The organism is Parabacteroides sp. KHUB-02 (assembly GCF_056640955.1).
In genome coordinates this window covers 2,009,146-2,031,836 of record NZ_JBWQEV010000001.1, presented here as the reverse complement: position 1 = coordinate 2,031,836, position 22,691 = coordinate 2,009,146, and the positions used below count along the sequence as shown (strand labels likewise).

At 43.7% G+C, this 22,691-nt stretch carries 19 protein-coding genes; 15 read left to right on the top strand and 4 right to left on the bottom strand.

Going from position 1 to position 22,691, the window contains the following annotated elements:
* Positions 1–32: 32 nt before the first annotated feature.
* A complete protein-coding gene (locus ACYIA1_RS08840; RefSeq protein WP_022193087.1) occupies positions 33–494 on the top strand; it encodes a hypothetical protein in 462 nt (153 codons plus the stop codon).
* Between the two features lie 270 nt (positions 495–764).
* Here ACYIA1_RS08840 and mdh read toward each other — a convergent pair whose 3' ends face one another.
* Positions 765–1,706 (bottom strand): malate dehydrogenase, encoded by a 942-nt coding sequence (gene mdh, locus ACYIA1_RS08835; protein ID WP_005855409.1) that lies wholly within the window; start codon positions 1,704–1,706, stop codon positions 765–767.
* Between the two features lie 272 nt (positions 1,707–1,978).
* Between mdh and ACYIA1_RS08830 the strand changes: the two genes are divergently transcribed.
* The 4 genes from ACYIA1_RS08830 to ACYIA1_RS08815 all read left to right on the top strand — a co-directional run bounded on the left by ACYIA1_RS08830 (position 1,979) and on the right by ACYIA1_RS08815 (position 7,150).
* Positions 1,979–4,756 carry a SusC/RagA family TonB-linked outer membrane protein gene (locus tag ACYIA1_RS08830; RefSeq protein WP_480335053.1) on the top strand — a complete coding sequence of 926 codons (2,778 nt, stop codon included), beginning with the start codon at positions 1,979–1,981 and terminating at the stop codon, positions 4,754–4,756.
* 12 nt (positions 4,757–4,768) lie between these two features.
* Positions 4,769–6,394, top strand: coding sequence for a RagB/SusD family nutrient uptake outer membrane protein (locus ACYIA1_RS08825; protein WP_480335051.1), 1,626 nt, complete (start codon positions 4,769–4,771; stop codon positions 6,392–6,394).
* Positions 6,395–6,483: 89 nt separating this feature from the next.
* Entirely contained in the window at positions 6,484–6,777 is a 294-nt protein-coding gene (locus ACYIA1_RS08820) for a nucleotidyltransferase family protein (RefSeq protein ID WP_048927716.1), read from the top strand.
* Positions 6,770–7,150, top strand: coding sequence for a HepT-like ribonuclease domain-containing protein (locus ACYIA1_RS08815; RefSeq protein ID WP_170104864.1), 381 nt, complete (start codon positions 6,770–6,772; stop codon positions 7,148–7,150). The genes ACYIA1_RS08820 and ACYIA1_RS08815 overlap by 8 nt, the downstream gene beginning before the upstream one ends.
* Positions 7,151–7,191: 41 nt before the next feature.
* Here ACYIA1_RS08815 and ACYIA1_RS08810 read toward each other — a convergent pair whose 3' ends face one another.
* Genes ACYIA1_RS08810 through ACYIA1_RS08800 form a run of 3 tightly spaced genes read right to left on the bottom strand, consistent with a single transcriptional unit; the run spans position 7,192 to position 9,503 of the window.
* Positions 7,192–8,376, bottom strand: coding sequence for a class I SAM-dependent rRNA methyltransferase (locus tag ACYIA1_RS08810; protein ID WP_480335048.1), 1,185 nt, complete (start codon positions 8,374–8,376; stop codon positions 7,192–7,194).
* Complete coding sequence (locus ACYIA1_RS08805) at positions 8,377–8,958, bottom strand: 3'-5' exonuclease (protein WP_005855416.1); 582 nt, start codon at positions 8,956–8,958, stop codon at positions 8,377–8,379. It lies immediately after the preceding gene.
* Positions 8,955–9,503, bottom strand: a complete 549-nt coding sequence (locus ACYIA1_RS08800) for a DUF5063 domain-containing protein (protein WP_005865156.1) — start codon at positions 9,501–9,503, stop codon at positions 8,955–8,957. The genes ACYIA1_RS08805 and ACYIA1_RS08800 overlap by 4 nt, the downstream gene beginning before the upstream one ends.
* Positions 9,504–9,714: 211 nt before the next feature.
* On the opposite strand from ACYIA1_RS08800, the gene ACYIA1_RS08795 reads away from it, so the two are divergent.
* From ACYIA1_RS08795 to ACYIA1_RS08750, 10 genes are all read left to right on the top strand, one after another.
* Positions 9,715–11,100 carry an aldo/keto reductase gene (locus ACYIA1_RS08795; protein ID WP_009017539.1) on the top strand — a complete coding sequence of 462 codons (1,386 nt, stop codon included), beginning with the start codon at positions 9,715–9,717 and terminating at the stop codon, positions 11,098–11,100.
* Between the two features lie 21 nt (positions 11,101–11,121).
* A complete protein-coding gene (locus tag ACYIA1_RS08790; RefSeq protein ID WP_480335045.1) occupies positions 11,122–12,642 on the top strand; it encodes a 4Fe-4S dicluster domain-containing protein in 1,521 nt (506 codons plus the stop codon).
* Positions 12,643–12,798: 156 nt separating this feature from the next.
* The gene (locus ACYIA1_RS08785) at positions 12,799–15,318 is read left to right on the top strand and encodes a DNA translocase FtsK (RefSeq protein ID WP_121961076.1); all 2,520 of its coding nucleotides are present in this window, start codon (positions 12,799–12,801) and stop codon (positions 15,316–15,318) included.
* 2 nt (positions 15,319–15,320) lie between these two features.
* On the top strand, positions 15,321–15,995 hold the full coding sequence (gene lolA1, locus ACYIA1_RS08780) for an outer membrane lipoprotein periplasmic chaperone LolA1 (protein ID WP_121961075.1): 675 nt from the start codon (positions 15,321–15,323) through the stop codon (positions 15,993–15,995).
* A 37-nt stretch (positions 15,996–16,032) separates the two neighbouring features.
* Entirely contained in the window at positions 16,033–16,986 is a 954-nt protein-coding gene (gene trxB, locus ACYIA1_RS08775; protein ID WP_480335043.1) for a thioredoxin-disulfide reductase, read from the top strand.
* A gap of 72 nt (positions 16,987–17,058) precedes the next feature.
* On the top strand, positions 17,059–17,835 hold the full coding sequence (locus ACYIA1_RS08770; RefSeq protein WP_008780879.1) for a glycerophosphodiester phosphodiesterase: 777 nt from the start codon (positions 17,059–17,061) through the stop codon (positions 17,833–17,835).
* Positions 17,836–17,847: 12 nt separating this feature from the next.
* A complete protein-coding gene (locus ACYIA1_RS08765) occupies positions 17,848–19,335 on the top strand; it encodes a glycoside hydrolase family 10-like protein (RefSeq protein WP_057329385.1) in 1,488 nt (495 codons plus the stop codon).
* Between the two features lie 45 nt (positions 19,336–19,380).
* Positions 19,381–19,809 carry a hypothetical protein gene (locus ACYIA1_RS08760; RefSeq protein WP_008771636.1) on the top strand — a complete coding sequence of 143 codons (429 nt, stop codon included), beginning with the start codon at positions 19,381–19,383 and terminating at the stop codon, positions 19,807–19,809.
* Between the two features lie 113 nt (positions 19,810–19,922).
* Positions 19,923–22,160: a TonB-dependent receptor plug domain-containing protein gene (locus ACYIA1_RS08755; RefSeq protein WP_121961074.1), complete on the top strand. Its 2,238-nt coding sequence runs from the start codon at positions 19,923–19,925 to the stop codon at positions 22,158–22,160.
* 164 nt (positions 22,161–22,324) lie between these two features.
* Entirely contained in the window at positions 22,325–22,675 is a 351-nt protein-coding gene (locus ACYIA1_RS08750) for a cation transporter (protein ID WP_022193096.1), read from the top strand.
* The last annotated feature ends 16 nt before the right edge of the window (positions 22,676–22,691 follow it).

Genomic DNA, 22,691 nt, shown 5'->3' with positions numbered 1-22,691 from the left:
CACGCAATGAAATCCAATAAAGGAGGTTTAATATGAAAAAGTCATTTTTATTATATCTTATCATGTCTGTATTTCTCATCGGTTATTGCGCTTGCGATAATGATGAGGAAAATTTTGATACGGCTACTACCGGACAAGTGATCAAAGTCCCGGATGATATCAAATCTTTTAATTCAGTTACAAAAGAAATCGTTTTCGAGAAGAATATTTCTATCAAGCAAGACGTGCTAGGCAATGAGAAGGTTGAATTCCGGATAGCTGGAAACGGTCACTTCACGGTAGGCAGTATCTCTTCGATAAGTTCCGTTATCTATAATGCCCCAGTCTTATTAGGGGATTATCAGAGATATTATTTATATGATGGATATCCTGTTGTAGATGTTCTACAAAATGAGGTAAGTAACCAAGAGGAAAGGGACGAAAACATGCAAAAGATAGAGAAAGCTTGGAGCAACTTCCTGAAAGTATTGAATGAGGCTGGAAAGTTGAAGTAGTAATTACCGGTTTGGGATGAAACGAATAAACTTAGTGAAGCTCGTATTGAACTAGTGAAGGCTTTTCATATTCAAACAAAAACTGTACTTTTGTCATAAATGTTTTACCGTGATCTTTTGAAATAAATCAATGGAGATACGTATGTATCTTCAGAGATTGAAAAACACGAATATTATCTTCGTTCCGTCGTAACTGTCCGTATCCACATAAAAAGAAAGAGGCCAACCCCGAAGGACCAGCCTCTTTTATCGCTTTAATAGAAATTCAAATTAAAGTGCACCCACTTCTTTCAAAGCCTCGTTAGTCTTATGAACAGCGGCAGCGCTCTTAGCGAACAACTCTTTCTCCTCAGCTGTCAATTCCAACTCAACGATCTTCTCGATACCGTTCTTGCCAAGGATAACAGGAACACCGATGCAAAGATCAGATTCACCGTACTCACCTTCCAAGTAAACAGAGCAAGGAACCATCTTACCTTGGTTGTGAATGATAGACTCAACAACAAATGCTCCAGCAGCACCCGGTGCATACCAAGCAGAAGTACCTAACAATTTAGTTAATGTAGCGCCACCAACCATTGTGGAAGCAACAACCTCTTGCAATTTCTCTGCGCTTAACAATTTGCTAACAGGGATACCTTTGTAAGTAGCCAAGCGAGCCAACGGAATCATTGTAGTGTCACCGTGACCACCGATTACCATACCCTCAACCTCGTTAGCGTTACAGCCTAGAGCCTGAGATAAGAAATATTTGAAACGAGAGCTATCCAAAGCACCACCCATACCGATGATACGGTTCTTCGGCAAGCCTAAAGACTTCAATGACAAATAAGTCATTGTATCCATCGGGTTAGAGATAACTACCAAGATTGCGTTCGGAGAGTATTTCAAGATGTTTTGAGCTACGCTCTTAACGATACCAGCGTTAACACCGATCAGTTCTTCGCGAGTCATACCCGGTTTACGAGGAATACCAGAAGTGATAACTACAACGTCAGAGTTAGCTGTCTTCTCATAATCGTTTGTGCAACCTACAACCTTAGTATCGAAACCTAGCAATTGAGCGGTCTGCATCATATCCATCGCTTTACCTTCGGATACGCCTTCCTTTACGTCTAGCATTACAACTTCGTCTGCCACTTCATTGAAGGCAAGAACATTTGCGCAAGTAGCGCCTACATTTCCGGCACCAACAACTGTTACTTTTGACATAATAAATAAGTTTTAGTATGTTATTACTTAATAATACGCTATGTTTTTTAACGATGGCAAAGGTACAATCTATTACGGAATAAAGAAATATTTCCGTATATATTTTTGAGGGACATTATTAAATATCGCTAAAGCCTTGTCGAGGCTTCTTGACAACTTGGTACGCTTTTATTTTTAAGATCTTGAGGAAATGTTGTATCTTGGGTGCGAACAAAACTTAACCGAGGGAAGTTTTATTTACATGGGTTATTAATCTTAAATCCAACGTACTTATGAAAGTTCTTATATATATCCGAAAAGTCCTGTTTTTGTTTCTCTGCGGGGCCTTGTCTTTCTCTTACGGCTACGGTCAGGAGCTACCGCTTCTGCCGGATACGATCAAGCCTCTCTTGTCGGACTCCAATTTGATAGATGAGTTGATCACTGTCGGATATGCTACGGGCAATCGTAGTACTTTATCCGGTTCCGTAAATCGGGTGAATGAAGGAGGGATGAATGAGGGATTGATCTCTACACCCTTGGACGCTCTTAGGGGAAGGGTGTCCGGCGTTAGTATCCCGGTTGGAGGAAATAGCGCCGCTGCCTTGGCTGCCGTCCGGGTCCGGGGTACAACTTCCTTGACGGGAGGTAATGATCCGTTGGTGATTATTGATGGGGTTTTTGCCGATCTTAATTTGCTTAGCTCGATCTATCCGGCGGATATCGAGAACTTCACGATCTTGAAAGATGCCTCTGAGACTGCTCAATATGGTTCTCGTGGTGCTTCCGGTGTTATCGAGGTAACGACAAAGAAAGGGCGGCAGGGAGCTTTTAGTATCAGTTATGATGGGAGTTTCGGTGTGGAGGCGGCTTATAAAAGTTTGGATATGTTATCGGCGAATGGTTTCCGGAAACTGGCGGAGGAACGTAATATCGGTATTTTAGATTTAGGGAATAATACGGACTTTCAGGATGAGGTCACCCGGTTGGGGTTGGTGCAGAATCATCATATCGCTTTTGGGGGTGGTTCGGAGACTTCCAGTTATCGTGCCTCCTTGGGATTTGTGGAAAGGGAAGGGGTTATCCGAAATACGAACTCACGTAATTTTACGACCAAGTTGAATATTACGCAGCATGCGTTCAATGATCTTCTGGTCTTTGATTTAGGCATATTTGGTTCCTTGCTAAAAAATGCTTATTTAAATGACGTACAGAAGATGTTCTATTCCGCCGCTACTTTCAACCCGACATTTCCGAATCATAAGAATATGGAGACGGGTAGCTGGGATCAAATAACTAACGCTAGCCAGATCACGAATCCTTTGGCTTGGTTGGAGGTGAAGGATGATGATTCGAATGCTCATATAAATACGCACTTAAAACTGGTTTTTAACTTGAGTAAGCATTTAATGTTTACGGCTTTCGGTTCGTATACCTATAATGTGGTAGATAACGCCCAATACCTCCCTACTTCGGTTTGGGCACATGGGCAGGCTTATCGGGGGGAGCGGAAAACAGAATCTTTATTGGGAGATTTCATGTTGGCCTATAAAAAAGACTTTGGTTTGCATCAGCTAAATGTATTGGGATTGGCGGAAGCTCAGAAAATGATAACGAGAGGTTTTTATACGACTGCGACGAATTTCAGTACCGATCGTTTTGGTTATGATAATTTACAGGCAGGTGCGGTACGTTTATGGGAGGGGACCGGTTCTTACTATGAGGCTCCTCATCTGGCTTCTTTCCTTGGACGTGTGAATTATATTTATGATGGAAAGTATATCGCTACCGTGAATGCCCGAGCGGATGCCTCTTCGAAAGTGGGGGCCAATAATAAATGGGGTTTTTTCCCTTCGGCTTCTGTCGCTTGGGTGTTGACCGAAGAGGAGTTTATGGAAGGTGTCTCGTGGGTAAGGAATTTAAAGATTCGTTCGGGATATGGCCTATCCGGTAATCAAGACGCGATCGATTCTTACAATTCTTTGCGATTGATGAAGCCTAATGGGGTTGTTTCCGTAAATGGTGCGCCCACCGTTACCTTGGGTACGATCCGTAATGCGAATCCGGACTTGAAATGGGAGGTGAAACGTACGTTCAATGCCGGTATCGATGCCGGGTTTTTCGACAATCGTTTTATTCTTGCCGTAGATTATTATAATTCCAAGACGGATGATATGTTGTATTTATACGATGTAAGCGTTCCGCCTTTCGCTTATAATAAAATGTTGGCGAATCTGGGATCGATGCGAAATAGTGGCGTGGAATTGGGTATTGGCGTCACGCCCTTGCGTACGAAAGATATGGAATTGAATATAAACGTAAACGTAACTTTCCAACGGAATAAATTGCTCTCCTTGAGCGGTTACTATAAAGGGGAATATATGTCCGCCCCGGAATATACCAGCATCTCGGATTTAAATGGGGCTGGTTTCCATGGAGGGTATAATCATATCGTTTATCAAATGGTCGGACAGCCTTTGGGTATTTTTTATTTACCGAAATGTACAGGTTTGGTTTCCGATGGGAATGGCGGCTATAAGTATGAGATTGAGGACTTGAACGGGAACGGGGTGAGTTTGGAGGATGGTGAGGATCGTTATATTGCGGGACAAGCCATGCCGAAAACACTTTTAGGCTCTAATATCAGTTTCCGGTATAAACAATTCGATCTATCAGTACAGATTAACGGAGCCTTTGGGCATAAGATTTATAATGGAACATCGCTAACTTATATGAATATGGATATATTCCCGGATTATAACGTGTTGCGAGAAGCCCCATCCCGGAATATCCAAGATCAGACGGCTACGGATTATTGGTTGGAGAAAGGGGATTATATCAATTTTGATTATTTGACGTTGGGTTGGAACGTGCCTCTTGGTAATTTAAGGAAATATGTAAGAAACGTACGGCTTTCGGTTTCCGTAAATAATTTGGCGACAATTACAGGTTATTCAGGATTGACTCCGATGATAAATAGCTCTATCGTAAATAATACGTTAGGTATAGACGATAAGCGATCTTATCCGGTGGTTCGTTCCTATACGATGGGGTTGAGTTTTAATTTTTAAAAAGGTGTTCGTATGAGAAAGCTTTCTATTTTATCCTATATATTTGCGGGTTTGATGTTATCGTCGTGCGATGGCTATCTGAAAGAGGACCCTCGTGATCAGCTTTATCCGGAGGATGCGTACGATACCCCTCAGAATGTCTATCTGAATACGGTTGCTTCCTTATATAATTATATCGGCGGTTATAGCGATAGCCAAGGATTGCAGGGAACGTACCGGGGTGTCTACGACTTGAATACCTTTACGACTGACGAGGCCATGCTCCCGACTCGTGGCGGCGACTGGTATGACGGTGGTTTCTGGCAAGGTCTCTTCTTGCATAAGTGGGGAACGAATAGTGACGCTATCCAAGCTACTTGGGAATATCTGTATAAAGTAATCGTATTAAGCAATCAATCTTTAGAGATATTAGGCGAGTTGCGGCAAAAAACGGATTATAACGATTTAGATCGGTATGAGGCGGAGGTTCGTGCCTTGCGTGCGATGTATTATTATTATTTAGTCGATATGTTTGGCCGTGTCCCTCTTATCGTTTCTTCTTCCATTCCGGTGAAAGACGTGCGGCAGAGTGACCGGAAAGAGGTCTTTGATTTTGTTGTAAAAGAATTACAAGAATCCCTTTTGTTATTGAGTACGGCGCATAGTAATTCGCCCGGCGATTATTATGGAAGGATTACGAGACCGGTTGTTTATTTTTTATTGGCGAAGTTGGCCTTAAACGCAGAAGTGTTTACGGATAACGACTGGACGGATGGTCTGCGTCCGAATGGACGGGAAATCTATTTTAGGGTAGGCGAGAGGAAGTTGAACGCTTGGCAAACGGTTGTGGCGTACTGTGATTCAATAACGGACTTAAACTATAGCTTATCTCCGAACTATGCGGATAATTTTTCTGTATTTAATGAATCGTCCGGAGAGAATATTTTCACGATTCCGATGGATAAGAACTTATATACGAACCAAATGCAATATCTTTTCCGCTCCCGTCACTATAATCATGCCAAAGCATATGGATTGGGGGGAGAGAATGGCTCTTGCGCTACGATAGAGGCCCTTCGGGTATTTGCGTATGGGACGGACTCGGTCGATACCCGGTTTTATGAGAATTATTACGCCGATACGATGTTTGACCTCAATGGTGATACGATTCGGTTAGATAATGGGACTCCTTTGGTGTATTTACCTCTAGAGGTTAGGTTGGATTTGTCTAGGTTGCCTGCCGAGAAAACGGCGGGTGCCCGCATGAAGAAATACGAGATCGATAAGATGGGGACGAAAGATGGAAAGCTATCGGATAATGATATCGTATTATTCCGTTATGCGGATGTCTTGTTAATGAGATCGGAAGCGAAAGTTCGTAATGGAGAGAATGGGGATGAAGAGTTGAATGCCGTTCGTTTCCGTGTGGGAATGTTACCTCGTAAGGCGACATTAGAAAATATTTTGGCTGAGCGTCAACTGGAATTGGCTTGGGAAGGCTGGAGGAGGCAGGATTTGGTGCGTTTTGGAAAGTTTACCCGCCCTTATACGGATCGCCCTCAATTACCCGATGAATCGAATGGCTATACCACCGTTTTCCCAATTCCCGATAAAGTCCGTTCCTTGAATCCTAATTTGATACAGAATCCGGGATATTAGTAGATTTGGATTGTATTTATCAATTATGTAATAATTTGGAATATAGGAAGATTTTATTTTTCTTTGTGTAAAAAGTAAAACGTTTGTCTATGAGATCGCAAAAAGAGTGTATAGAATTGCTACGTGGCTATTTTCAAAATAAGGCTAAAGATTATGGCATTGTTCGTATGGCCCTTTTTGGTTCAGTCGTGCGAAATGAACAAACAGAGGAGAGTGACGTAGATATTGCTTACGAAGGGGAAGCTAATCTATTATTACGTAGCCGAATGAAACAAGAGTTAGAGTCTTTGTTTGGATGTAGAGTCGATATCATTCGTCTTCGCAAACAACTTGTTGATAGTGTATTTGGACAAAATATCGAAAATGATTTGATTTATGTTTGATAAGGTACGGATTGGCTCATTGTTAGATCGAATAGAAAATTCGATTCTCTTAATACAGAGTAAATCGGGGGAGATAAATTGTCCGGATGATTTCCTTTTGAGTCAAGATGGTATGTTCATTTTAAGTGGCATCTGTATGCAGTTGGTTTTTATTGGAGAAAGTGTCAAGACTATTGATAATAAAACTAATCATAGTTATTTAATAAAATATACAGATATACCTTGGACTGCTATTATGGGATTAAGGGATATTATAGCTCATGAGTATCATCGTATTGATGAGGAAGAGATCTTTGCGGTTGTGAATAAAGACTTAATTTCTCTTTTGAAAATAATTCGGCAAATGAAAATGGATTTAGAGACAATAAATTAAGGGTGAAAATAATTTTCAATTTCTCACCCTTAATATCTATTTTACTCTATATACAATACCAATCCCTTTAAGTATTCACCTTCCGGATGGTAGATATTCACCGGATGGTCTGCGGGTTGGGTTAATTGATGCAAGATACGAACGCTACGGCCGGATTGGGCGGCGGCGCTAAATACAGCTAAACGGAAGTTTTCCTTGCTGACAACCTGTGAGCAAGAGAAGGTAAACAAGATTCCTCCCGGCTTGATCTTCTCGAAAGCGATCGCGTTTAATTTGCGATACCCTTGTAAGGCGTTACGTAGTACATTCTTATGTTTAGCGAACGCAGGAGGGTCCAATATGATTAAATCATAATTACTTCCCATTTTTTCCAAATACTTAAACGCGTCTTCCGCATATGCCTCATGACGGGGATCTCCCGGGAAATTCAACTCGACATTCTTTTTCGTCAAAGAAATCGCTTTCGCCGAACTATCTACGGAATGAACCACCTTAGCGCCTCCTCTCATCGCATAGAAAGAGAAACCGCCCGTATAACAGAACATATTCAATACGGAGCGATCTTTTGCGTAATGCTCTAACAAAGAGCGATTCTCCCGTTGATCCACGAAGAAACCTGTCTTTTGGCCTTTCTGCCAGTCTACACAGAATTTCAGTCCGTTTTCTATAGCGATATCTTCCACTTCGCCTCCGAATAAGTAACCATCTTCGCTACCTAAATTCGCTTTATAAGGTAAAGTCGCTTCCGATTTATAGTAGATGTTTTGTAAAGTATCGCCCAATACCGCTTTCAAAGCCTCCGCGATCTGATGACGGGCATAATGCATTCCTACCGAATGTGCTTGCATAACCGCCGTATGCGCATACATATCGATCACCAATCCCGGTAAGTTATCGCCTTCACCGTGAATCAGGCGGAACGTATTATTATTTTCTACCCCAGCCAGCCGCAAGGTCTTTCTGAGTTCGTAAGCGATACGGATACGTTCAACCCAAAAAGCATCGTTGATGGCGATTGGGCTGAAAGATAACACACGTACGGCGATACTGCCGATTTGGTAATGGCCGATCGCCAAAAAACGCTGGTTCGCTCCGTATACCTCTACCAAGTCACCCTCTTCCGGGGCGCCTTCAACAGATTGGATCGCTCCGGAAAATACCCATGGATGGAAACGCAATAGCGATTCTTCTTTCTTAGGCTTGAGAAAAACTTTACAATACTCCATTTATGCTTGATTCAATAAATTATATATTCTTAGGCAGGCCCAAGCATCGAGGGCCGCATATTTCTTTTGTGAGTCTGTCAATACATCCGCCTCCCAATTCGTGAGGCGTTGTCCTTTTGATATCTTTTTTTGGAAAAGTATCGCATATATCTTTTGCAGGCTGGCATCCTCGATGCCGAACTGGCCTACGTAATTCTGTAAATCAAGGAAATTGGCGGGTTCTATATCCGAACGCTTCCGTATCGCCCCGAAATCATCCCGTAAAGATAACCCGATCTTTAAGGTCGAACTGCTTTTCAGGAATTTCTCCAGAGATTCCGGTATACCGATATGATTCAAGCGGAACAAGAAACAAGTATCATCCGTTGATATCTGCATCAATGAGATCTTGTAACGCTGTCCCTTCTTAAAGCTGGGACGGGTCTCCGTGTCAAAACCGACGATCGGAAAACGCAGCAAGTACTCTACGGCCTTGTCTGCCTCCTCTTTACTAAGGATCGTAATGATACGTCCCTTGAATTCCTCTACGGTAAGTTTCGCTATTTCCTCTTTAGCAATTGTATGTATAAATTGTTGTATCATTCTTCCTCTTCATTCTTTTCCAAATCCTCATCACCACTGTAACGCACAGCGTGCAACGCTTTCAAGGCATTCAATAATTGCTGTCCCCAGTATTCTTGGAAGTTCGTGCGGCACAAAGCGATAGCCTCTTGCATAACTTCCTCGTTTCCTTGACGGAATAAAGATACGAAATTTCCTGTATCTTGATAGACATCAGCCAAGTTCTCGGAAATAAACGCTGCGATAGGAGTATCGCTATACCGCATATCTGCATGAAATGTTTCCAAATAGGAATCTCGTTCGCCAAGCAAACCGGCTATCCGTGAACGAACCGACTCGTACATGTCTTCTGAAACGGAAAGCTCGAGTTCGGTTTCCTCTTCAGATTCCACTTCGGGCAACAGGCTGGCCTTTAAGTATAATAGAGGCAGGAGTTTTGTCGCCTTATCTACGAAGTCGAAAAGCCCGGTATTTCCGGCGGTCTCAACAAAGGTACAATATTCCAGTGCTACCGTAACAAATTCTAGCGTGTTGCGCTCGTATATCGGATTTTCTTCTTTTTCCATGTGCCTGTTCGTCTAATCATTCTTGATAACAATTCGCAAAAATACAACAAAAATCCGTTTTTTTCGTGATAAAGTTCCGAATATTCTTTTTAGTCGGGGATTGCTCTCCTATATATTTCCTGTTTTATTATTTTTGTGCAATTAATAGAAGGAATGTTAATGATAGACTAATGTTGGATATACTAATTAGGATAAAAAAACCGATCGAGTTATGAGTTCATGTGGAAAGAATGAGAACCCTCAAGAGATGAATCGCCGTAAATTCTTGAAGGTATTTGGGGGTGGGGCTGTCGCCTCTTCGGCGGCGCTTTACGGTTGCGCTCCCAAGAATGAGCCGGGGGCGGCTGTGGCGTTAGGTGAGGTTCCTACCGATAAAATGACCTATCGCCAACATCCTACGAATGGCGATAAGGTTTCTATTTTAGGATATGGTTGTATGCGTTGGCCCTTGAAACAAGGATCGGACGGTAAAGACCAGATTGATCAAGAAGCCGTGAATCGTTTAGTGGATTATGCGATAGAACATGGGGTGAATTACTTTGATACTTCTCCTGTTTATGTACAAGGTATGTCCGAGAAAGCGACCGGTATCGCATTGGCACGCCATCCTAGGAACTCCTATTATTTGGCCACTAAACTGTCAAACTTCCAGAACTATACGAGAGAAAACTCGTTGGCGATGTATCGGCAGTCGTTCCGTGATTTGCAAACCGATTATCTGGATTATTATTTGCTTCACTCTATCGGTGGGGGGAATGGTATCGAGCTTTTCAATGACCGCTATATAAATAATGGAATGCTTGATTTCTTGGTGAAAGAACGGGAAGCGGGACGTATCCGTAACCTAGGTTGGTCTTTTCATGGGGATGTAAAAGTGTTTGATTATGTGTTGGATATGGGCGTGAAATGGGATTTCGTTCAGATCCAGCTGAATTATCTGGACTGGAAACATGCCTCGGGGCGTAACGTAAACGCTGATTATCTGTATGGCGAATTAGAGAAGCGAGGTATTCCGGCGGTTATCATGGAACCGCTATTAGGAGGTCGCTTATCGAATGTTCCGGATCATATCGTTGCTCGTTTGAAACAGCAACGGCCTGAGAATAGCGTGGCTTCATGGGCTTTTCGTTTCGCCGGCTCTCCGGATGGGGTCTTGACGGTGTTAAGCGGCATGACGTATATGGAGCATTTGCAAGATAATATCCGTACTTATTCCCCGCTTATTCCGGTAACGGACGAGGAGAAAGACTTTTTGGAAGAGACGGCCCAGCTTATGATGAAATATCCGACAATACCTTGCAATGATTGCAAATATTGTATGCCTTGTCCATATGCGTTGGATATTCCGGGCATTCTTTTACATTATAATAAATGTGTGAACGAAGGAAATGTTCCGAAAAGCGTGCAAGACGAAAATTACGCAAAAGCTCGTCGTGCCTTCTTAGTCGGTTATGACCGGAGTGTCCCAAAGTTGCGTCAAGCGAACCATTGTACAGGGTGTGAGCAATGTAATCCTCATTGTCCGCAGGGTATCGATATCCCCAAAGAGATGCAGCGTATCGATAAATTCGTGGAAGAGTTGAAAGTGAATGGTTAACCTTTAAACAAACGGAAAATTATGTTACGAAAAATAAGAATATTCGCCGCCACCTTTTGCTTTGTGCTGATAACCCTGTTATTTCTTGATTTCACGGGTACGATTCACGCTTGGTTCGGATGGTTGGCAAAGATACAGTTTTGGCCTGCGTTGTTGGCTTTGAATGTCGGTGTTGTGGTAGGGTTGGTAATCTTGACTCTTTTATTGGGGCGTGTATATTGCTCCGTTATCTGCCCTTTAGGGGTATTGCAAGATATTATTTCGTGGTTTGCTAGTAAACGGAAGAAATACCGCTTTTCCTATTCTCCCGCATTGAAGTGGGTACGTTATGGTACCTTGGTTGTTTTTATAGTGGCTTGTATTGCTGGTGTCGGTTCCTTGGTAGCGTTGATTTCGCCTTATAGCGCTTATGGGCGTATCGCTTCTAATTTATTTGCGCCAATCTATCAAGAGGGCAACAATCTATTGGCCTATTTTGCGGAACGTATGGATAGTTACGCTTTCTATTCGGTGGACGTATGGGTGCGTAGTCTGGCTACGATGGGAATCGCTATTCTGAGCTTTGTCATATTGGCGATTTTAGCTTGGAGAAATGGACGTACATATTGTAATACGATCTGTCCGGTAGGTACGGTTCTCGGTTTTTTGTCGAAGTATGCTTTACTTAAACCTCGTATTGATACCGATAAATGTAATGGTTGCGGATTATGCGCACGTAAATGCAAGGCTTCTTGCATCGACTCTAAGAATCATGCGATCGATTATAGCCGTTGCGTGACTTGTATGGACTGTTTGGATAATTGCCGTCAAGGCGCGATTTTGTATACGAGGGCACGCAAGGCTGATAAAGCTACTTCGGTAAAAGAATCCTTAACGAAGGACACTACGGATGTTTCCCGCCGTCGAGCCTTGTCGGCTACGGCATTGGTAGCCATGTCTTCCGTTTTGCATGCTCAGCAGAAAAAACTGGAGGATTATGTGGAGATGAAGAAAGACGGAGGCTTTGCGCCGATTAAAGAACGTAAAGAGCCGAATCGTTTGGCACCATTGGTTCCTCCCGGAGCTTTGAGTATCGGGAATCTGGCGCAACATTGCACGGGGTGTCAGCTTTGTGTATCTGTCTGCGAGAATCATGTCCTGCGCCCGTCTACGGATCTGATGAAACTGATGCAGCCGAAGATGGCATTCGATAGAGGGTATTGCCGTCCGGAATGTGTGAAATGTTCGGAGGTTTGCCCGACGGGAGCGATCAAACCTATTACGAAAGAAGATAAATCTGCTATACAGATCGGTCATGCCGTATGGGTAAGAGATCTTTGTATTGTCAATACGGACGGTATGAGTTGTGGTAATTGTGAACGCCATTGCCCGACAAAATCGATCCAGATGGTGGCGAAAGATCCGGCAGATCCAAAGTCGTTAAAGATCCCGGTGATCAATACGGAAACTTGTATTGGTTGTGGTGCTTGCGAGCATCTTTGTCCGTCTCGTCCTCAAAGTGCGATCTATGTGGAAGGGCATGAGATGCACAGATCTATTTAATGCCGTTAAAATCTATCCCTAAAAACATGTACGTGTTTCCGCGAAAACATGTACATGTTTTTCAGAAAACACGTACGTCTTTTTTTCAAAGGTTCGTCAGACTCGATTTTTCTATGTACATTTGCGTGTTATAAAAGAATTATTGAGAAACTATTTATGGCAAAGAAGACAACAACAACGAAGCAAAATCATACAGAGCCGAGCTGGTTCGCAGCCTTGAAGACTTTTTTTACAAATGAACGGACCCGTTTCATTACAGGTTTGATTATCTCTATACTAACCATTTATGTAGGGCTTGCCTTGATTTCGTTTTTCTTTACAGGAGCTGCCGATCAAAGCAAAATAGAGAATGTTCCTTTAGGTGATTTATTGATCAATCGAGGATCGGTAGAGAATTGGACGGGTGTACGCGGGGCGTATTTGTCTGATCTGTTGATGAATCGTTGGTTCGGTATCTCTTCTTTTATGATCCTCTTTTTCTTGGGATCGGTTGGGGCGAAACTCATGAACTTAAATAAAGTATCCTTGTTGAGGCGTTTTTTGTTTAGCGCTTCGGCGTTGATCTGGGGATCTGTGTTTTTTGCTTTTATATTTATCAAGGGATATGAGGATACGTTTATTTATCTAGGCGGTCAACACGGATATTACATCTCGGAGATGTTTATTACCAATATCGGAATCCCCGGTACGATCTTGCTTTTATTAGGCTCATTCTTAATCATCGCTATTTTTACCAGTAAGAAGACAATCCCGTTCTTACAGCGCGTATTTTCTTTAGGTTGGGTGAAAGATCGTTTGAAACGTGAAGGCGAGGTAGATGTCGATCAGACGGAAAAGGAGGATAATGTAATTCCTCGCTCTAAGCCTGTCGTAGAGCAACCGGATGAACAACCGGAAATGGATGAGTATGAGGAGTTCGATACGGAGGCTGAATTGTTGAAAGCCGAAGGGAAAGAAAACCGTAAAACAGTACCGGAATATAAGAACGAAGAGGTCGCTGTTGCTGATGATTTAGTAGTTACGATCGCTCAAGGTGACGACGATCCGATAAACGAAAAAACAGATGAGATAAATACCCCGGAGTCAGAGGATGAGGAGGATGCCGGATTTACGGTGGAAGTTGCCGCCGGTAATGATGAGACCTACGATGCCTCGGCCTTGGGTACGTATGATCCCCGTTTGGATCTTTCCCGTTATGTATTCCCTACCTTGGACTTGCTGAAAGCGTATGATAGTGGGAGCATGGAGATCAATCGGGACGAATTGGCGGAAAACCAACGCTTGATCAAGCAAGCCTTGGAAGATTTCAATATAAAGATCGCTTCGATCAAAGCGACAGTCGGACCTACGGTTACGCTTTATGAGATTGTACCCGAGGCGGGTGTCCGTATTTCTAAGATCAAGAACTTGGAGGATGATATCGCCTTGAGTTTATCCGCTTTGCAGATCCGTATTATCGCCCCGATGCCCGGAAAAGGAACGATCGGTATCGAGGTGCCGAATAAGAATCCTCAGACGGTATCGATGCAATCTGTTATCGCTTCACGCCGATTCATTGAGGGTAAGTATGAGTTGCCTGTGGCGATGGGTAAGACGATTACGAACGAGGTGTTCATGTTCGATCTTTGTAAGACACCGCATCTATTGGTAGCCGGTGCTACGGGACAAGGTAAGTCTGTCGGTCTAAATGCGATCATCACTTCCTTATTATATAAGAAGCATCCATCGGAGTTGAAATTCGTGATGGTAGACCCGAAAATGGTTGAGTTTAGTATCTATTCCAAGATAGAACGTCATTATCTGGCGAAACTTCCGAATGCGGAGAAGCCGATCGTTACGGAGCCAGCTGACGCTGTCGCTACATTGAACTCGTTGGTGATCGAGATGGAAGACCGGTACCGTTTACTGGTGAACGCGAATGTTCGTAATATAAAGGAATACAACGCTAAGTTTATCGAACGGCGGTTGAACCCGCAGAAGGGACATCGCTTCTTACCCTATATCGTGGCGGTAGTGGATGAGTTTGCCGACTTGATCGCAGTGGCCGGACGTGAGATCGAGTTGCCTATCTCTCGTATTGCGGCGAAGGCCCGTGCGGTAGGTATCCATATGATCTTGGCTACGCAACGCCCGGATACAAAGGTGATTACCGGTACGATCAAGAGTAACTTTCCGAGCCGTATTGCCTTTAAGGTTGCTTCTATGATCGATTCACGTACGATTCTGGATGCTCCGGGCGCTAACCGTTTGATCGGACGGGGCGATATGTTGATTGTCGTGGCGGGACAAGAGCCGGTTCGTGTGCAGTGCGCTTTCGTAGATACGCCCGAGGTGGAGGATATCGTGGATTATATCGGTGAGCAGGCTGGCTTCCAAACCGCTTATCTGCTTCCGGACTATGTACCGGAAGGGGGAGAGGCATCGACTTCGGGAGCTGTCGATTTATCAGATCGAGACCCCTTATTTGACGAGGCGGCTCGCTTGATCGTGATTCAGCAACAAGGTTCTACTTCTTTGATCCAGCGTAAATTCGCTATCGGTTATAATCGTGCCGGACGTTTGATGGATCAATTGGAGGCTGCCGGTATTGTTGGCCCGTTTGAGGGAAGTAAGGCCCGTCAAGTATTGGTGCAAGATGAGTATTCGTTGGAGCAAGTATTAAATGCTTTGAAATAAATATGAGAAGAGAACATAAAATAAGAGTGTGGCGGTGTATCGCGTTTGTCGGATTATTCTTGTGTTTCCTGTTGGGGTTAGGAGTGGGGGCGCATGCCCAGAACGCGAATGATATCTTGGGGAAGGCTGCTGCTGCTTATGAGAATTCGAACGGGATAAGCGCTTCTTTTACGATGTTTACCCGTTCTGCCGGTCAAAATGCGGGAGAGAGTTTTGAGGGAACCATCCAGATGAAAGGTGATAAGTTTACATTAGTCACGCCGGATGCGCTTACTTGGTTTAATGGTACGACGCAATGGACGTATGTGGAACGGAACGATGAGGTGAACGTGACGAATCCTACGGGAGAGGAGTTACAATTTACGAATCCTGCTCTTTTATTAAATAGTTATAAGAAAGGATTCACGGCAACATATAAAGGCGAGAGTACGGCACCGAACGGAAAAGCCGCTTACGATGTGGAATTGACACCGAAGAAAAAAGGGGATATCGTGAAAGTGGAGTTGCAAATCGAGAAATATTCAAATTTCCCGGCTCGTATCACGGTTACTTCTAAAAACGGCGTTAGCAGTACGATCCAGATCAGCCAATTGAAAACAGGTATAAACCAACCGGATCGTTTTTTTGTTTTTAACGAAGGGGATTATCCGGACGTAGAGGTGATAGACCTTCGATAATAGAGAATTGAAAATTGATAATTAATACTTAGATACTATGAGCGATTCAGTGAATGAGAAAGTACGTTGCCTTATTATAGGCTCGGGTCCAGCAGGTTATACGGCAGCGATTTATGCTTCCCGTGCAAATTTATCTCCGGTGCTTTATGAAGGAATACAGCCGGGGGGACAATTAACAACAACTACGGAGGTGGAGAATTTCCCGGGATATCCGGACGGTATAACCGGTCCTGAGTTAATGGAAGATTTAAAAAAACAAGCCGTCCGTTTTGGTGCGGATATCCGTTTCGGTATCGCTACCGCCGCTGATTTGGGTGAGGCTCCTTATAAAATTACGATTGATGGTGAGAAAGTGATCGAGACGGAGACTTTGATTATCGCTACGGGTGCTTCCGCGAAGTATCTGGGTCTTCCGGATGAGCATAAATATGCGGGTATGGGTGTATCCGCTTGCGCTACTTGCGATGGTTTCTTCTATCGTAAAAAGACGGTAGCGGTAGTGGGTGGTGGAGATACGGCCTGTGAGGAAGCGATTTACTTGGCTGGTTTGGCGAAGCAGGTTTACTTGATCGTGCGTAAACCCTATTTGCGTGCTTCAAAAGTAATGCAAGAACGTGTCTTCAAGACTCCGAATATCACGGTACTTTTCGAGCATAATACCTTAGGTTTGTTTGGAGAGAATGGCGTGGAGGGTGCTCATTTGGTAAAACGTATGGGAGAGCCGGATGAGGAGAAAGTGGATATCGCCATCGATGGTTTCTTCTTGGCGATTGGCCATAAACCTAATTCGGATATCTTCAAGCCATGGATAGATACGGATGAGGTTGGTTATATTGTGACGGTTCCGGGAACTCCCCGCACGAAAGTTCCGGGTGTATTTGCCGCCGGAGATGTCGCTGATCCCCATTATCGTCAAGCTATTACCGCTGCGGGAAGTGGTTGTAAGGCAGCTATTGAGGCCGAACGTTATTTATCAGAGATCGGAAAATAATCCGTGGGAGGAGGGTGTGCCATATCATAAATTATGACACACTGTCCTCTTGCCTTGAAATACAAGTTTACCATGAATTTAAAATCTACTCTTCTTTTGCTACTTTGCCTGATGATGGCAGGAATGGTAGCGGCAAAGGATAATACGAAAGTGATAGCCCATCGGGGGTATTGGAAAACGGAGGGCTCTGCCCAGAACTCTATCCGCTCTTTGGAACGTGCTAGCGAAATTGGTGCCTATGGCTCGGAATTCGACGTGCATCTTACAGCAGACAATGTGTTGGTTGTCTACCACGATAATGATATCCAAGGAAAACATATCCAATCTTGTACATACGATGAATTGAAGGATCTACAATTGAGTAACGGCGAAAAGCTCCCTACTTTGGAACAATATTTGAAACGTGCGAAGAAATTGAAGAATATCCGGTTAATATTTGAATTGAAATCCCATGATACCCCGGAACGTAATCGAGATGCGGCAAGGTTATCTGTGCAAATGGTGAAGCGTATGAAATTAGCGAAACGTACGGATTACATATCTTTTAATATGGATGCTTGTAAAGAATTTATCCGTCTATGTCCGAAATCTGAGGTTTCTTATCTGAATGGAGAATTATCCCCGATGGAATTGAAAGAGCTTGGTTTTACAGGATTAGACTACCATTATAAAGTCTTGCAATCTCATCCGGATTGGGTGAAGGATTGTAAAGTCCTAGGCATGACTTCGAATGTCTGGACCGTAGATGACCCTAAATTAATGGAAGAGATGATCGATCTGGGAGTCGATTTTATTACGACTGATTTACCGGAAGAGACTCAAAAAATACTACATTCGCGGGCTCAATAAGGCATTATAAAGATGAGAAAGTTTTGTCTGTTGCTTATCCTGTCGCTGGCTTTACCCGTTTTTTGTCTGTTACAAGCGGTAGAGCCTCCCAAAAAGGAAATTCGTGCGGTTTGGTTGACTACGGTTTATGGTCTGGATTGGCCTCATAAACCGGCTACTACCGAGGCGGGACGAAAAGCCCAGCAACAGGCATTGCTTGATATCTTGGACCGGCTTCAAGAAGCGAATTTTAATATGGTCTTCATTCAGGCTCGCTTGAGGGGAGACGTGATGTATCGTTCGGCTATCGAACCAGTCAGTAAGACATTCTCCGGTAAGTATGGAGAATTACCGGGATATGATCCACTCGCTTTTGTCGTTGATGAATGCCATAAGCGGGGAATGGAATGTCATGCGTGGTTCGTGACTTTCCCGTTGGGAACGGAAAAAAGCGTGAAGGAGCAAGGAAAGCTTTCCGTGGTTAAAAAGAAACCAAAACTCTGCAAACGGCATAATGGGGAGTGGTATTTGGACCCCGGCGTACCGGAGACCGCTGATTATATCTTATCCTTAGTCAAGGAGATCGTGAATGGCTACGATATAGATGGCATCCATTTTGATTATATCCGCTATCCCGAAGAGGCGAAAACATTCCCGGATAAAGCGCTGTATAATAGATCCGGTAAGAAAAAGTCTCTGGCAGACTGGCGTAGGGAGAATATCAACCGGATGGTTTACCGTATTTACGATTGGGTAAAGCAAACGAAACCTTGGGTACAGGTGAGCAGTTCGCCACTCGGGAAATATAATCGTATTGAACGGGTACCTAACGCGGGTTGGACCGCTTACGAAAGTGTCTTCCAAGACCCGAAGATATGGATGCAACAAGGTAAACAAGATATGATTGTTCCGATGATGTATTACCTGCATAAGAATTTCTTTCCTTTCGTGGATAATTGGGTGGATAATTGTAACGGGCGTTTGGTCGTACCCGGCTTGGGAGCTTATCGGATGGACAAGAGTGAGGCGGACTGGGCCGTGAATGATATAACGGACCAGATCGATTATAGCCGTTATTACGGAGGAGCCGGCTGTGCGTTCTTTCGTTGTGGAAATGTCCTGTATAATGATAAGGGACTCTATAAAGAGTTGAGAGACAATTACTATAAATATCCGGCCCAATTGCCTCCATTGACTTGGCTGAATGATTCGGTACCTGCCGCACCGGAGGGGATCAAAGTGGAACGTTTGGACGATGAGTTGCACTTAACTTGGGAGAAACCTGTGTCGGAAAAGCAGGACTTAACTTATACCGTTTATTATTCATTGACAGATTCGATCGATACGGCTTCGGCAAAATCCATATTAGCTACAAATATTTATGGCAACGAGCTTTTTCTTCCTATCGATGTAGAGTCTGAACGTGGGTATACATTTTCTGTAACGGCTTCCACCCGTTACCGGATAGAGAGTGAACCTTCTCCGGATACCTATTATTACCTGTCTAAATTTATCAAGTAAAGGGGGTATTTTGATTTCGAGTTTTTTTGCTTATTTTTGCGGCATATGAGACGATTTGCCACATCCTTGTTTCTTGTAATTCTTGCTTCCTTAATCTTTTATGGGGGAGCGGGGGTTAATTTCGTATCTTATTGTTGTGGCGTTTGCGAGAAAGAGGGAGTGGAGGCTTTATTGGAAGCTAAGTGCTGTGAGATTCATGGACATGATCATAGTCGTGATAATCTTGCGAATAATACGGTGGAGTGTTGTGGCATGAACGGCTGTGGCATTGAACGGGTTGATTTTGATTGGAATTCTGTAAATATACAAGTACCGGATCTGCAACCAGTCGTACATGATTTGCTCTTCTCCTCTATTTTCGAGAGTTTACAAATCGCTTCCTTATTTGCTGATTCCTATGAGATTAGGGTGACAGGTCCTCCCGTAGCCTGTCCTCGTGTGTACCTTTCTTTATTGACTACGCTTTTGATTTGATTGTATTCGTGAGGGTGGAAGCTGCTCGCTGAATACCCTTTGGTTTTTTAAGGTAGGGGATGCTCTATCCCTGCGGAAACTGTATTTAACGATTCAATCAAATAACAACTATCATGTTAAGACAATTATATCTGATATTTTTACTGCCCTGTTTGACTTTTACTTTGACTTGGGCCGAGGATTCCGGCAAGAAAGTGAAAGGACGTGTATGTGATGAAAACAAACAACCTATTATCGGTGCAAATGTATATTGGGAAGGAACCCAAAATGGAACCACGTCCGATGTGGATGGAAATTTCGAGTTAGAACGAAAAGGTGACTCCAAGAATCTGGTGGTTAGCTATATCGGTTATATGACTGAGGTCACCCCTGTGGATGAGAAGGACGATGCTATGCAGATTTTCTTAAAAGGTGAGATCGCCTTGGATGAGGTCGTGGTTAGTGAGCGCAAGATGGGAACCATCGCTTCCCGTACGAGCGTATTGCAAACTCAGAAAATTACGTACGATGAGATTTGCCGTGCGGCCTGCTGTAATCTGGCGGAGAGCTTTGAGACAAATCCGTCTGTCGATGTATCGTACTCGGATGCGGCTACAGGTGCCCGGCAAATTAAGCTGTTGGGATTGGCGGGAACCTACGTACAAATGTTGACCGAGAATTACCCGAATTTCCGGGGGGCCGCTTCCTTATATGGGCTGGATTATGTTCCGGGAGCTTGGATGGAAAGTATTCAGGTGTCTAAAGGAACCTCTTCGGTTAAGAATGGGTATGAGGCGTTGGCCGGACAAATCAACGTGGAATTCAAGAAGCCCCCTACGGCGGATATTTTCTCTGCTAATGTGTTCGCTAGTGATGCCGGACGTTATGAAGGGAATGCGGATGCTTCTTGGCATATCAACGACAAGCTCTCTACCGCTTTATTGGTACACTACTCGAATGATAAAATGCAACATGACGGTAATGACGATGGTTTTCTCGATACGCCGCTAAGGGAACAGGTGAACGTAATGAATCGTTGGTATCATAAATTGGATAAATACGTGGCTCAATACGGAGTTCGCTATCTGCATGAGAGCCGTACCGGTGGGCAGGATACGAAACACCATGATTTCACCGACCCGTATCGGATTCATTTAAATACGAACCGGGCCGAATTATTTACGAAGCAGGCCTATATTATCGATAAGGAAAAGGTAGAGAGCGTGGCATTGATACTTTCCGGTTCTTATCATGAGCAAAAATCAAGATATGACCGTACGCCCTATAATGTATATCAGAATAATGTATATGCCAGTTTGCTGTATGAAAAGGAGTTTACGCCGATGCATAGCTTGAGTACCGGATTAAGTATGAACTATGATGGTTTCGACGAGAATCTGGTTCAATATGCGGGAGGAGAGTCGGTCCGTCATGCCTATGACCGTACGGAAGTCGTGCCGGGAGCTTATGCCCAATATACGTTCAATCTGAATGATAAACTGATCTTATTGGCGGGTGTACGTGCGGATTATAGTACGTTGTATGATTTCTTTGTAACCCCTCGTGTACATATTAAATATAATCCTTTTGACTGGTTCCATATCCGGGCTTCGGCAGGTAAAGGATTCCGGACAGCGAATGTGCTGGCAGAGAACAACTTTTTGTTATCCAGTAGTCGAAAAATGTATATCGCCGACAATCTGGATCAAGAAGAAGCGTGGAATACCGGTCTGAATCTGTCATTTTATATACCTTTGTTCGGGAAGGAACTGAGCTTGAGCGGGGAATGGTATTATACCGATTTCTTGAAGCAAATCGTGGTGGATATGGATAGTGATCCTCATGCGGTTCGTTTCTACAATCTGGATGGGCGTTCCTATTCGAATAGCTTCCAAGTGGAGGCTTCCTATCCTTTTTTCCGGGGATTTACGTTAACGGCCGCTTATCGTTATACGGACGCGAAGACCGATTACCGGAATGAGGAGGGTGTGGCGCATCGATTGAAAAAGCCGTTGGTTAGTGATTATAAAGGTTTATTGACCGCTTCTTATCAAACCCCGTTGAAAAAATGGCAGTTTGATTTGACCGGCCAGTTTAATGGAGGCGGTCGTATGCCGACACCGGATGCGTCTAATCCGTTATGGGAGCCGAATTTTAAGGCTTATACGGTTGTGAATGCGCAGATTACGAAATATTTCCGTCAATGGTCTATTTACGTGGGAGCGGAGAACCTGTTTAATTACAAACAACCGAATCCGATTATCGATGCCAGCAATCCCAGAGGGGATAACTTCGATGGATCTATGGTGTGGGGACCGGTGCATGGACGGAAAATTTATGCGGGTATCCGCTTTAATATAAGCAGGGATTGACACGTATATACGTATAAGCCCGTACGTATATACGTGTAGGCCTATGCGTATACTGGTGTGCCCCTACGCCTATATACGTGTAGCCCGATGCCTATAGTGGTGCTTTTCTTTTGGTAGATATGAATGGATAATTAGAACTGTTAATATTAAAAAAACAATTGATTATGAGACGATTAATTATGTTGCTATTTTGTGCCGTATGTACGGTATCGATGACATTCGCCCAAGAAGCGAAAAAGAAGAAGGACTCTGTGACATTCTTTATCGAAGCGATGGATTGTGATCACTGTATCAAGAAGATCGAGAAAAATATCGCTTTCGAGAAAGGAGTGACCGACTTGAAATGTGATCTGAGCACCCGTACGGCCATTGTGACTTACAAGACGGATAAGACTTCGAAGACCCGCTTGGCCGCGGCCTTCAAAAAGATCGGTATGGAAGCGGTTCCGGTAGATAATGGCGCCGGCTGTCCGGTACCTCCGGCGAAAAAAAGTGAGCATACTCACGCTCATTAACATGGAAATTCATAAG